Source organism: Nitratireductor thuwali (genome assembly GCF_036621415.1).
Classification (GTDB): domain Bacteria; phylum Pseudomonadota; class Alphaproteobacteria; order Rhizobiales; family Rhizobiaceae; genus Chelativorans; species Chelativorans thuwali.
In genome coordinates this window covers 2,794,227-2,807,097 of the sequence record NZ_CP030941.1, presented here as the reverse complement: position 1 = coordinate 2,807,097, position 12,871 = coordinate 2,794,227, and the positions used below count along the sequence as shown (strand labels likewise).

The 12,871-nt window shown below is 61.3% G+C and carries 13 protein-coding genes; 3 read left to right on the top strand and 10 right to left on the bottom strand.

Going from position 1 to position 12,871, the window contains the following annotated elements; genetic code table 11:
* Positions 1 to 218: 218 nt before the first annotated feature.
* Positions 219 to 614: a PRC-barrel domain-containing protein gene (locus tag NTH_RS13645; RefSeq protein WP_338530519.1), complete on the bottom strand. Its 396-nt coding sequence runs from the start codon at positions 612 to 614 to the stop codon at positions 219 to 221.
* Between the two features lie 320 nt (positions 615 to 934).
* On the opposite strand from NTH_RS13645, the gene NTH_RS13640 reads away from it, so the two are divergent.
* Positions 935 to 1,759 carry a PRC-barrel domain-containing protein gene (locus NTH_RS13640; RefSeq protein ID WP_338530518.1) on the top strand — a complete coding sequence of 275 codons (825 nt, stop codon included), beginning with the start codon at positions 935 to 937 and terminating at the stop codon, positions 1,757 to 1,759.
* Between the two features lie 230 nt (positions 1,760 to 1,989).
* Here the strand turns inward: NTH_RS13640 and NTH_RS13635 are convergent, their stop codons facing one another.
* The 5 genes from NTH_RS13635 to NTH_RS13615 form a co-directional block, all read right to left on the bottom strand.
* Positions 1,990 to 2,976 (bottom strand): calcium/sodium antiporter, encoded by a 987-nt coding sequence (locus tag NTH_RS13635; protein WP_338530517.1) that lies wholly within the window; start codon positions 2,974 to 2,976, stop codon positions 1,990 to 1,992.
* A gap of 59 nt (positions 2,977 to 3,035) precedes the next feature.
* Entirely contained in the window at positions 3,036 to 3,812 is a 777-nt protein-coding gene (locus NTH_RS13630; protein WP_338530516.1) for a M48 family metallopeptidase, read from the bottom strand.
* Between the two features lie 102 nt (positions 3,813 to 3,914).
* The gene (locus tag NTH_RS13625; protein ID WP_338530515.1) at positions 3,915 to 4,286 is read right to left on the bottom strand and encodes a hypothetical protein; all 372 of its coding nucleotides are present in this window, start codon (positions 4,284 to 4,286) and stop codon (positions 3,915 to 3,917) included.
* A gap of 85 nt (positions 4,287 to 4,371) precedes the next feature.
* Positions 4,372 to 5,631: a PRC-barrel domain-containing protein gene (locus NTH_RS13620; protein ID WP_338530514.1), complete on the bottom strand. Its 1,260-nt coding sequence runs from the start codon at positions 5,629 to 5,631 to the stop codon at positions 4,372 to 4,374.
* 572 nt (positions 5,632 to 6,203) lie between these two features.
* Entirely contained in the window at positions 6,204 to 6,638 is a 435-nt protein-coding gene (locus NTH_RS13615; protein ID WP_338530513.1) for a CsbD family protein, read from the bottom strand.
* On the opposite strand from NTH_RS13615, the gene NTH_RS13610 reads away from it, so the two are divergent.
* Complete coding sequence (locus tag NTH_RS13610) at positions 6,625 to 7,611, top strand: AI-2E family transporter (RefSeq protein ID WP_338530512.1); 987 nt, start codon at positions 6,625 to 6,627, stop codon at positions 7,609 to 7,611. The genes NTH_RS13615 and NTH_RS13610 overlap by 14 nt on opposite strands.
* 9 nt (positions 7,612 to 7,620) lie before the next feature.
* Positions 7,621 to 8,652 (top strand): sodium:calcium antiporter, encoded by a 1,032-nt coding sequence (locus NTH_RS13605; protein ID WP_338530511.1) that lies wholly within the window; start codon positions 7,621 to 7,623, stop codon positions 8,650 to 8,652.
* 35 nt (positions 8,653 to 8,687) lie between these two features.
* Here the strand turns inward: NTH_RS13605 and NTH_RS13600 are convergent, their stop codons facing one another.
* From NTH_RS13600 to NTH_RS13585, 4 genes are all read right to left on the bottom strand, one after another.
* Positions 8,688 to 9,737 (bottom strand): ABC transporter ATP-binding protein, encoded by a 1,050-nt coding sequence (locus NTH_RS13600; protein WP_338530510.1) that lies wholly within the window; start codon positions 9,735 to 9,737, stop codon positions 8,688 to 8,690.
* A gap of 91 nt (positions 9,738 to 9,828) precedes the next feature.
* Positions 9,829 to 10,671: a carbohydrate ABC transporter permease gene (locus NTH_RS13595; protein WP_338531913.1), complete on the bottom strand. Its 843-nt coding sequence runs from the start codon at positions 10,669 to 10,671 to the stop codon at positions 9,829 to 9,831.
* A gap of 2 nt (positions 10,672 to 10,673) precedes the next feature.
* A complete protein-coding gene (locus NTH_RS13590; RefSeq protein WP_338530509.1) occupies positions 10,674 to 11,603 on the bottom strand; it encodes a sugar ABC transporter permease in 930 nt (309 codons plus the stop codon).
* Positions 11,604 to 11,613: 10 nt separating this feature from the next.
* Positions 11,614 to 12,858: an ABC transporter substrate-binding protein gene (locus NTH_RS13585; protein WP_422392396.1), complete on the bottom strand. Its 1,245-nt coding sequence runs from the start codon at positions 12,856 to 12,858 to the stop codon at positions 11,614 to 11,616.
* Between the last annotated feature and the right edge of the window lie 13 nt (positions 12,859 to 12,871).

Here is a 12,871-nt window from a genome sequence, read left to right as displayed (position 1 = left end):
CGGGTGAGGTGATCGCCAAGGTCGCGATACACAGAACCAGTCCTGCGGCCATCTGAATGCGCGGGAATTCGAGGAGCCGTACCCACCACACGTCAAACTGAAGGACCGGCAGCAAAGCGGCGAGGGCGAGAAAGACGACCGCTGTCAAGCAACCCAGCTCGGATGACGCGAACCATGTTACCGCTGCCGCTCCGGTTGCGTTCTCAACATTCCCGGGTTCAGCCTCCCCATTCGGGGAGCGACTCGACCTCCTCTTTGGTCATGTTGAGAACCATGCGCAGACCGTCCAGCTCGATCTGATCCAGAGAAATCACCACGGTCCTCTCGCGGACTCCTAGAAAGCCGCCGACGTCCAACGTCACAGCGGCGACGCGTCCATCGGGTGTTGCCAGCACCTCTTCGACGTCGCCGATCTGTTCGTTGTTGGCGCCGTAAACCGTCATTCCCCGGAGATCCTCCACGCTGATGTTCAGTCGTGAGATGTGCAGATTGTCGCGGTCCGTAACCTCGACAAGCACGTTTGAGGCACCGGTGCCGGGCCCGTCCTGGGCACTCGCCGGTCCGACCAGATAGGCCGGGATCGCCAACAGTAACAGTATGTGCCGTCCACCCATTCCTGCTCCTTGCCGTTGCCGTGTATGACCCAAGGGACCTTGCGTAGTTATACTCAACGCGGCAGACCCGCGAACGTTCCGCGTTCGGAACGGGAGCGGGACATCCCGCACGAGATGACGCGAAGAGGAAGAGATCGAGTTTCCGACTGATGCCCAAAGCTTCAGCCGGGGCAACCGGTCCAACGCCGGCACGAGGGCGTCTGCCCGGGTGGGAATCTGGAACTTTGAACTCTGTCGCAGGTTGGAAGGGCAACGGTTTGCGCTGAGGCGCCGCAGTCTGGCGCCCGCCAAGAACCGGATTCATCCATGAGGAGGCGTTTATGAAGACATTGTCATATGGAGCCAGTCTGCTCGCGGTCACCTTTGCCGCGCAAGCATTCGCCCAGGATCAGCAGCAGAATCAGGCGGCGCAGGAGCAGCCGGCCGCCGAGGACGTGATGGTACTGAGTGAGTGGAACTATGATCCCCTGTATGCCTCAGGTTGGAGCGTCGAGAGAGTGATCGACGAGACGGATGTCGTCGGCGCCACGGGCGAGGAGATCGGCAGCATCGAGAACTTTATCTTCAGCGACGAAGGTGAGGTCCTTGCCGTGATTGCCGAGATCGGCGGTTTCCTGGACATCGGCGATACACACGTCGCCATTCCCTGGGAAGAGGTCGAGCTTTCCGCAGACGCGGCCCGGATGACGGTTCCGGTTACGGAAGAGACCGTCGAGGACTACTCGATTTTCGAGACCGGCTTCTTCTTTGAGACCGACGCCGAAACGATCACTCAGGTTGACGATGACCTTGAGACGGGGGCAATGGTGTTCAAGGCAACCGATCTCATCGGGGATTATGCCTATCTCAGCGAGAACGCGCGCTATGGCTATGTCAACGACCTGGTTGTGAACGATGGTACGATCAGCGCCGTGGTGATCGATGCCGCAGCGTATGGACGGCCCGGCTACTATGCCTATCCCTACTATGGATATAGGGCTAATCCGTCATATTATCCGCGCTATAACCTGCCCTACACCGGCGAAGAGATCGCCGTACTGGAGGAGTTCGACTACGACCAGATGCAAACGGGCATCGCAGCGGACGACACCACTTCGGCGACGGGCGACAATCAGGACCAGACCGAAACGGATGCCGCCGACTGACCTGCATGTTCAGCCAAGAGGTTCTGCACCCCGCCTGTTGGCGGGGTGCGACGGGCGCACCGCCGCAGACTGCTACGTCCCAACAACTGCCTCATCGAACCACGGGACCAGCTCTCGGAAGGGGAAGATACCTTGTGGTACGTGGTGCTTACTTGCGGTGTCTCCAGGACCACCATCCTTGACCACCATCTTTCCGCCTGGCTTTCGGGATCATGGCCCAGACTGATCATCTATGGCCAGAGCCAAGCAATATAGCCCACATAAGCTACAACGAGCAGCGCCCCTTCGCGGCGGCTGATGCGCATGCCGGTATAGGCAAAGACGACCAGGATCAGCGAGACAGCAACCATGACGAGGTTGTCGGACCGCACCAGTTCGGCCGGGACCTGCGTTGGCGAAAGCAGCGCTGTCATACCTCCGATGCCCAGGGTGTTGTAGATATTCGAGCCGACAATATTGCCGAACGCGACGTCGGTCTCCTTCCGCAGTGCTGCCATCACCGAGGTTACGAGCTCCGGCATTGAGGTGCCGACCGCGACGATGGTGAGGCCGATAACGGTCTCGGAGATGCCCATGGACCGGGCGAGGCCGACGGCGCCTCCGACCAGGAAGTAGCCGCCCAGCACCACGAGCGCCAGTCCCGCCAAAGCTATCAGCAAGGAAACGGCAATCGGACGCTGTGGCGCAGAGACAGGAATGAGGCCCGGGTCGACGTTCTGAGCGGCCAGGCTCTTGTCGTAGATAGCCCCGTGATCGGCCCCATCGTGCTGCCGTTCCTGGCGGAACGCGAGGAAAATGTAGCCGGCCAGGCCGGCGACGAAGATCGCTCCGACGAGCCGTCCCAGCGGCATGAGCGCAGCGATCACAGCGAAAAGGATGGCGGCGCCGACCATGACCGCACTGTCGCGCCTGAGAGCATTCGCGGTCACGAGGATCGGTGTCAGAACAGCCGCGGTTCCGAGAATGAGCAGGATGTTGGCGATGTTCGAACCGACGATGTTGCCGAAGGCGATACCGGGCGACCCGCTGAGCGCGGCCTGGACCGAAGTCACGAGTTCGGGTGTCGACGTGCCAAAGCCGACCAGTGTCAGGCCGATCACCAGAGGCGACACGCCCAGCCGCGCGGCGGTCTGGACCGCGCCGCGAACGAGAAGTTCGCCCCCAACTATCAGCAGGGCGAGACCGCCCAGAATGGAAAGAACGACCGTTGCTGCCATCCAACTCCCTCTCCAAATACCCGCGCGACCAGGGGGCCCTTGCTAAACATCTCGGCCCGCTAGATCAGATCGGGCAGCATCGCTTCAATGGCCTCGATCCGCGATCCGGGAGCAGGATGGGTAGCTAGAAACTCGGGCGTGCGCGATCGACCCACGGCATCCATCCTCCGCCACAGCGCGACCGCTGATCGGGGGTCATATCCGGCCGACGCCATGGCGATTAGCCCAAGGCGATCAGCCTCCAGTTCCTGCCGACGCGAATAAGGCAGAACGACGCCGTATTCAACGCCGATCCCGAGTGCGGCAGCGATTTCGGAGGCGTACTGCACCTCGCCGGCCTGAAGCAAGAAAGTGAGAGCGCGTAGTCCGAGGTCTGTGAGAAGCTGCGTGTTCATCCTTTCCTGGCTGTGCTCGGCACCAAGATGACCGATTTCATGCCCGATGATCGCGGCAAGCTGATCTTCAGTCTCGACAACGCGGAACATGCCTTCGAAGACGCCAATCTTGTTTCCCGGCAGCGCGAATGCGTTGATTTCCGGCCGCTCCAGGACCAGTATCTCCCAATTTTCCGGCGCCTCCCCTGCGGCGGCGAGAAGCCTGCCCGAAACACGGTCGGCCATTTCTTGCAGGGCGGGGTTATCGCTCGGCTGTGAAGCCGCCATCAATTCCTCCCACGCTCGCAGGCCCATGGCTTCAACCTTTTCGTCCGAGACAAGATCGATTGGCAGGTAGTTGCAGCCGGACAGCGGGGGGAGCGCAGCAGCCCCGGCGCCCCCTAAAAAAGCGCGTCTGGACACACATTGGCAGGTGAGGATTCCGGTTGGTCGTTTAAGCATCATTTCTCCAGGCCGCCAGTCGCTTGCCGGAGAAGGCCCCCGGACCTGCGCACCATCAAGCCGTTCGAGATCCCGCAGCTATGGTATTTTGCGGACGGGCGTTCAGTCGTCGTCTACGTCCGGTGCTCTGTCCGGCACGCGGTCGAGCGCGAGAACAGGCAGATAGCCGATTTCGTTTCCGTAGGCTACAAGACACCAATCTTGCTCGCACTCCTGAAGCTCGACCGTGCCTCCCGCCGGCACCAGATATTTGCTCTCACAGAAAAAACTCGGTCCGATGCGCATCAGGACCTCGCCCTGGGCCTCGGCCAGACGGCGATCACCGATCCCCCGCTCGATTTCGGCGGCGCCCGCCGAAAGCTCGGCCGCCGGGCACTCATCCGATCCCGGAGAAGTCTGCGCGAAGGCCGGCAAAGGAAAGGCCGCCACTGCGCCAAGCGCGAAGGTCGCCATGAGGTTAAAGCTGTGCTTCATGCGTCTCTCCGACAGTTGGAACGCCTTTGCCCTGCGCTCCGCGGCCTATGGCAGGCAGCAGAGTACGAAACTGGCGACAATCCGGTCACTCCTCGAACTCGTCATAGTCCAACGGCTTTGCCTGAGCGACCTGCTCCTCCCAGTAGGGCATGTCGTAATAGGGCCCCAGGGCCGATGCATTGGGGTAATAGGGATAGGCATAGTAGGGGCCCTCCAGGCCGAAGGACGGATCAGGACTCACCACGACTGCCGCGAGCTCATCATTGCGGATGATGAGATCGTTGACATAGCCGAAGCTGGACAACCCGTCGTCATCGCGGTCTTCACGGATACGGGCGTAATCGCCGATTAGATCCGTGCCGCGGAAGGCATTCGGCCCTGTTGCCAGGTCATCCTCCACGACGGCCGTGTCCGTTACCGCGCCAGTTGTGGTTAGATATCCGGTTTCAAAGACGGAATAGTCCTCGACGTTCTCTTCGGTCACGGGAATAGTCAGTCCGTCGCCCAGATAATCTGCTTCGTCCCACGGAACGTTCACATGCGTGTCGAAGATATCCCAGAAACCGCCAACCTCGGCGACAATCGACAGCACCCGGCCATCCTGTGAAAAGACCACATTCTCAAGGCTTCCAATCTCGTCGCCGCCGGGACCGTACACCTCGGCCTCGTCTATGAGGTATTCGACGCTGATTCCGTCGGCATAGAGCTCGGTGGCGCGCCACTCCGACAGGGCGACAACCTCGGCGTGGACGGCATCCTGCTGACCGATGGCTGCGACCTGCTCGCCATTGTCGACATTCGTCACCAATGTGTCTTCGAAGGCGGCAAAGTCATCTTTCGTGACCATGCCATCGTCATCCTGGTCATAGACCTCGAAAAGTGCCGAGTGGAACGCGGCCCAGCCGACACCGGGTTCACCGGCTCCGAAGCCGCTCAGCATTTCGGCCTTAGCCAGAATGTCGGCCTCAGCAAGACCGGACGCGAGTTCATCGCGGGTCATCGTATTGTGGCCGCCGGAAATCTCGGCGAAATCAGGCTCCACTTCACCGCCGAACCAGAGACTGTGTCCGGTGCGATACTCCTCCTCCCCAATATCGGCATCCTCATCAGAGTCCCACGCCGCAAACAGTCCTCTGTAGAACTCTTCCTTGATGAGGCGCTGATCGCCATTCAGGTCCCAGGCATCGAAGGCGCTGCGGCTGACCTGCTCGAACTCCGATTCGTTCAGCTCCAGGTTCCCGTCGGCGTCGACATCACTGAATGTCCGATCCGCCGCCGCCATGCCTATCGGGGGGGCCAGAGCCACGGCCAGTGCAGTTGCCGTGGCGGCCATCAACACCTTCATATCCTGCTCCATGTCTTTCGCCGATCTCTTCGGAACTGGTGCGGCCCGTTCTTGTTCCGTAGAGGCGAGCAATTCGGCCGCGATCGTAGAGCCCTCGCCTGCGGCGCTGATCACCAAATACCGGGCTAAGGAGAAGCGTTGCGGCGCTTGAGTCGCCGGCGCGTCCGGATCTCTGCAAGGATCGGCAGTGAATTCGTTGCAGAGGTGAGGCGTCGTTGCAGAGGCGAGGCAAGGAACGATAGTTTCGCGCGGCGGTTCAATCGCCTTGCCGGGAGTTGCCCCCGGTTCTGAGCGCCTTGGCGGCCTGATTGGAAGAGTCCCAATATCCCAGCCGCCGCACGCCTAGCCCCTCAATGGAAAAATTTGCCGACGCTGTCGAAACATATCGCGTCACATGTTGTTACGGTTATAGACCGAGCGTGAGAGCCGCCGCTAGAGTCCTTGGTTTGTAGCGGCGGCGGCGTACGATGAGCCTCGCGTTCGGTCGACCAGATTGTACGGTCGGTTGCGGATCGCCGACCATCTCCATGTGGTCACGTGCGCGAGCAAGGGGCTCCTCGCGCACGCCTATTTTACAGGCGCTGGAAGCGGTCGCGCTCCAGCGCCTCTGTCGAGCCTGAAGATGGTTTGGGTATCGCCGAAATCGCGCAGGTTCTCCATTTCCGAGAAGGTTCAGACTGCTTCCGCCCGGTCGAGGTGTCATCCGTGCGCTTGGCCCATTGCTGTTTCGCCTTAGCTTTGCACTTCGCCCACTGCTCTTTCACTTGGTCCCAACGGATCTCCTTCCCCTGTCGCTTGGCCGAATTGAACTGGAATAGGCGGCGGAGTTCCGAACGCGCGGAGAAACAAAAGGAATGGCCGAGAAGTTGCGCTTGGCAGTGATGGCGGTGGGAGGCACATACGCAGATACGAAAGGTAGGAGAGACAGTGAGGGAAAAGACGGCGAAGCGACCGATGCCGAGTTGGGCCACCTTGACGAGAACGAGCCTTGTCGTGGGCGCCGTCATCGTGGGTGCTCTTCTTTTGTGGCAGCTCTCGAATGTGCTTCTGCTGTTCTTCGGTGCCATCGTTGTGGCGGTCATTCTACGCAGCGGTGCCAAGGCGCTCGAAGACAATACGCCGGTCAAAGCACCCTGGTCGCTCATCCTTTCCATCCTGGCGATAGCCGCCCTGATGGGCGGCTTCTTCTTTCTGCTCGGCACGCAGATCGCGAGCGAAGCGTCAAGCCTCGTACAGCGCCTGCCGGAGATGATTGCCAGTCTGGGCGAGCGCATCGGCGTCGATGACCTTTATGAACGACTGACAGAACGGGCGACCCAATTTGCCGGCAGGGGCGACGTGGCCTCTGAGGTGGCCGGCTACACATCCGTGCTTGTCGGCGCCTTGACCAATTTCGTGCTTGTCCTCGTGGCGGGAATCTACCTCGCGGCGCGCCCCCGGCAATACCGGCGGGGGATTCTCAAGCTTGTTCCCCCGCGCCTCCGGGACAATACGTCAGATACGTTCGAAAACGCAGGCCGCGCACTCCGGCTCTGGCTGCTCGGGCAGTTGGTTTCAATGGCGATCGTCGGCGCCCTCATCACGCTCGGCCTCTACCTGATCGGCATGCCGTCAGCCTTGGCGCTCGGGTTGCTGGCGGGCCTGTCCGAGTTCGTACCGATCGTCGGTCCGATCCTCAGCGCGGTGCCTGCACTTCTGCTTGCCCTTTCGGAGGGAGGCAACATGATCTTCTGGGTAATCGGGCTCTACGTTGCCGTCCAGCAGATCGAAAGCAATGTCGTCATGCCGCTCGTCCAAAGGGAGACCGTAGATCTACCGCCGGTGCTAACCCTCTTTGCGCTCCTCGCCTTCGGTGTGCTCTTCGGCCCGCTGGGGGTCCTCCTCGGCACACCACTCACCGTTATCCTATACGTTGTCGTCAATCAGCTCTATCTCAGGGATACGCTGCAGGAGGACGTCGATATTCCGGGTTCGAAATGAGGAGCGGCCATGCCTTTCGGTATCGAGAGCATTTGGCTGACGCTGGGGGGTTTCGTTTTCTGCGCTGCCCTCATCGCCGTCGCCGGCACGCTGCTTGCCAAGCGCGCCGACATGATTGCCGACGTGACGGGGCTGGGTGAGGCGCTGGTCGGAGCGGTTCTTCTCGGCGGGAGCACCTCGCTGCCCGGCATCATCACCTCCGTCGTCACCGCCTGGCAGGGCCATCCGGTGCTGTCGATATCGAACGCCATAGGAGGCATCACTGCGCAGACCGCCTTCCTCGTCGTGGCGGACACGTTCTACCGTCGTGCGAATCTGGAGCACGCGGCGGCATCCGCCGCAAACCTCACCCAGGGCGCTTTACTGGTCTCCCTGCTGTCGATCCCGCTGATCGCAATGTCGGGGCCCCAGATCACCATTCTCGGCGTCCATCCCGCGACGGTGCTGATGCTTGGCGGCTACGCCTATGGCGTCCATCTGATCAACAGGGCCCGGACGCATCCCATGTGGGCGCCGCGTGCCACGTCCCAGACACAGGACTCCGATGATGAGGGCAAGGGTAGGCGTGTGCAGCAATCTGCCTTCCGGATTTCAGCCGAGTTCCTGGGGCTGGCGGCGATCACCGCAGGTGCCGGGTATGGCATCAGCCAGTTCGGAATATCCCTCGCACGGCAGACGGGTCTTGCCGAGACCGCGGTCGGCGGCCTTCTCACCGCAATCTCCACTTCGCTCCCGGAGCTGGTCACCTCTGTCGCGGCAGTCAGGGCAGGTGCGCTGACGATGGCGGTGGGAGGCATCATCGGTGGGAACGCATTCGACACGCTCTTCATCGCCTTCTCGGACGTGGCCTATCGCGAGGGCTCGCTCTACCACCAGTTCAACAGTGACAACGTCTTCACGGTTGCGCTGGCGATCCTGATGACCGGCACATTGCTCCTGGGGCTTTTGCGACGCGAGACGGTGGGGCCCGGCCGCATCGGATTCGAAAGCGTCGCCATTCTCATCCTGTATGCCCTCGGTGCAGTCATCTTGATCGTTTGACACCGGAGCGCTGGACGAACCTCTCGAGAGGTCTGCTAGGCGGCGCGTCGCAGAGGCCGGATCGCCTGGCCCTTCTCATCAAAGAAGTGCAGATTCTCCGGGTCGATCGCCAGGGCCACGGCGTCATCGACCTGTGGCGTGTTCTGGCCGTTATGGATCACCAACGCGGTCTCGCCGCTTTCGAGCTCGATATGGAGCAGCGTCGCGGCGCCCGTGTATTCGCTGATCAGCACCGTGCCGCGCAGCATTCCCGCCCCGGTATAGACGACGGAGAGATGTTCGGGCCGCATGCCCACCCCATGCGCGGAGCCGATCTTCAGTCCGTACGCTGCGAATTGCCGTTCGACTGAAGCTGCAGGCAGGACGTTCATGCGGGGGCTGCCAATGAATTGCGCGACGAACAGATTGCCCGGGCGCTCGTAGAGCTCACGCGGTGTACCAACCTGTTCTATCAGGCCGTCACGCAGGACGACGATCTTGTCCGCCAGCGTCATCGCCTCGATCTGATCATGCGTAACGTAGACCATCGTATTGCCGAGCTTCTTGTGGAGCGCGGCGATCTCGGCACGCATATGCACGCGCAGCTCCGCATCCAGATTGGAAAGCGGCTCGTCGAAGAGAAAGACCTGCGGATGGCCCACGATGGCGCGGCCGATCGCAACACGCTGGCGCTGTCCGCCCGAAAGCTCCCTCGGATAGCGATGGAGCAGAGCTTCCAGTTTGAGCGAAGCGGCCGCCTCATTCACCCGCTGCTCTGCCTCGTCCGCCGGCACTTTGCGCACCTTCAGCCCGAAACCCATGTTCTGCCTGACGGTCAGGTGCGGGTAGAGCGCGTAGGACTGGAAGACCATGGCGACGCCGCGTTGGGCGGCCTGCACGTCGTTGATCAGCCGGTCGCCGATATAAAGTTCGCCCTCCGTGATGTCCTCCAGACCGGAGATCATGCGAAGGAGTGTCGACTTGCCGCAACCCGACGGGCCGACGAAGACGACGAATTCGCCGTCCTCGATGGCAAGGTCGACACCGCGGATCACCTCCGTGGAGCCGAAGCGCTTTTTGAGATTGTGAAGCTGCAGACTGGTCATGCGTTCTGTCCTTGGCCGTCCCGGCGCTAGATCGTTTGTTTTGTCGCAATTCCGGACGGAAAAACCGGTGCCCGCTTTTCCTGGAATTGCTCTATCCCTTGACGCCCGAAAGGGCGAAACTTTCGATGATCTGGCGCTGCGCGATCAGGTAGACGATCAGGATCGGCACCACCGCGAGACTGGTTGCCGCCAATTGCAGATGCCAGAGCGGCAGTCCGTAGGAATCGGTGAAGTTGCTGAGCGCCAGCGGCAGGGTGAAACGTTCGAGCGAACTGATGAACACCAGCGGCTCGAGGAAAAGGTTCCATGAGAAGAGGAAGGTGATGATGGAGACGGCGGCGAGCGCCGGCCGCGACATGGGCAGCGCCACGCGCCACCAGATGCCGAAGCGCGACAGCCCGTCCATCTTGCCCGCCTCCTCCAGCTCCTTGGGGATGGCGAGAAAATATTGCCGCATCAGGAATGTGGCCATCACCCCGTGCGAGCCGAAGACCGGCAGGAGGATGAGCGGCGCGTGCGTGTCCATGAGCCCCATCCAGCGGATGAGGAAGAAGTTCGGGATGATGGTCACCTCCTCCGGCACCATGAGTGCCGAAACGAGGAACAGCATCAGTAGTCCCGCCCCGGCAAAGCGCATCCGGGCAAGCGCGTAGCCGGCTAGCGACGAGATTATCAGGGTGAGCACGGTGACCGTGACCGCGATGTAGAGCGAGTTGAAATATTGCCGCGCGAAGGGCTGATACTCGAACACCTCGACGTAGTTCTGCCAGCGCCACACGCGCGGGATAAGGCTTGGCTGGCCAAAGATCTCGGTCGCGCTTTTGAAACCGGACGAGACCATCCACAAGAATGGAAAGACGAAGGGCACCGCAACCACGAGCAGCGCCAATGTCAGGCAGGTGCGCGAGATGAGCCGGGCCTGGCGGGTGGTCAAGGTCATTGCATGTCCCTCCGCCGCAAGATCATCTGCACGACCGTGAGCGCCAGCACGATGACAAACATGATCATGGCGAGCGCGGAGGCATAGCCGACATTGAAGAACTTGAAGCCCTGTTCGTAGATGTAGAAGGCAAGCACGAGGGTGCCGTTTTCCGGGCCGCCGCCGGTCATCAGGTAGATGTGGTCGAACACCTTGAATGAGCCGATCATGGTGATGACGAAGATGACCAGCGTGGTGGGCGCCAGAAGCGGCCAGATGACCATGCGGAAGATCTGCCAGCTGGAAGCGCCTTCAAGCCGCGCCGCCGCCTCGTAGTCGCGGGGAATTGCCTGTAGCGCTGCGATGTAAAGGATCATGTTCAGGCCAACCATCTTGATGACGCGGGTAACGATGACGGCAACCATCGCCCAGTCGGGCTCGCGCAGCCAATTGGGACCGTCTATGCCCACCATCGCCAGAAGCTGGTTGACCGCTCCGGCCTCGCCCTGCAGCAGGAACTTCCAGACGATGGCCCAGGCCACCGCGGAGGTCACCACCGGGGCGAAGAAGATGGTGCGGAAGAAGACAACGCCGCGGAACGGTCGCGACAGCGCCAGCGCCAGCATCAGGGCGAGCGACATGTTGAGCGGCACGAGCCCAAGGGCGAAAACGAAGGAATTGCGCAGCACGTGCCAAAAGTCGGGATTGCGAGAGAGCGCGTCGACATAGTTCTCCACCCCGACGAAGGTGGACTGCTGGGTCAGCAGGTTCCATTCCGTCAGGCTGAAATAGACGACGGCGACCAGCGGGCCGAGAAAGAAGAGCATGAAGCCGACGACGGTCGGGCTTACGAACAGCCAGGCCTCGATGGCCTCGCGCTGCCGCAATGAAAACCTCGGCGCGCGCAAGCCGCGCGCCGAGACATGATCGGTGAGGGTGTTGGCCATCGGCTCGCCGCTAGAGCAGAGGCTCGACCGCCGCGCAAACGCCTTCCAGCGCTTGCTTCACATCGGCATCGGCACGCCAGAGGGCATCGACTTTTGGCGCCATGGCGGCGAGGATCTGCGGGCTGCGCTCATGGCTCGGCAGAACCTTGCCATTGGCGATGGCCTCGCTCACATGCACCATCTGATCGGCCGGAATGATCGAGTTGGCTTCAGTGAAGGCCGCGCTGTCGAGCACGGATTTGCGCGCAGGCGGGAAGAACTGGGCCATCTTGGCGACATTCTCCTTGTTCGTCATATGGGCGACGAACTCGGCCGCGAGATCTTTCTTGCCACCGCGCTCGAACACCACGATGGCGGCCTGGCCGATCACCGGCGCCTCGCCGGCGGGGCCGGAAGGCAGCGGCGCAATGCCCCAGTCGAAGCCTGCCTCCGACATTTTGGAGGCGCGCGAGATCTGGTTAATGGTCATGGCCGAAGAGCCGGAGAAATAATCGCCCTGCTCGCCCGGCGGCACGATGGACGTGTCCTTGAAGACCATTCCGTGGAGTTGCTCCACAGCCGCCACGGCCTCGGGATCGTCGAAGCCGCATTCGCCATCTGCCCAGGCGTATCCACCATAGGCGCGGATAGGCGGCATGAGGGCGTGCATGATGCGGGAATCATATCCCTGCCCGTCCTTGAACTCGAATCCCCACTTGCCGGTCTTCTCCTTGATGGTCTTGGCGACCTCCTGGAACTTCTCCATGTTCCACTCGCCTTTTTCGGCAAGTTCCAGGGGCGTCTCAATCCCCGCCTCGTCGAACAGGGTCTCGTTGTAAAAGATCATGAACGGAGAGGTGGAGAAGGGAACGCCGTGGACCGTCTCGCCATCCGTCCACAGGCCCATCGCGGCTTCCGAATAATCAGCGTAGTCGTAGTCTTCCGTAGCTTTCAGGGTCGGGCCGAGATCCATCAGGACGTTGGCAGCTGCGAAGGTGGGCGCCGCGTCTTCCATCATCCAGCCGAGATCGGGCGGGTTGCCGCCGGCAAGCTGAAAGGTGAGCTTCTGCGTGTAATCAGCGGCGGGGATCGTCTCGAACTGGACATTCACGTCAGGATGCTTCTGTTTGAAGCTCTCGGCGATCTCGTTCAGCATCTTCAGATGCGCCTCGCTGCCGGTCCACACGGTGAAGCGAAGATCTTCGGCCAGGACCGGTCCGGCCATGAGACCGAACAGGACAGTCGAAGTGGCCAGTATTACAAGTCGCGTTTTCATGTCTTTTCCTCCC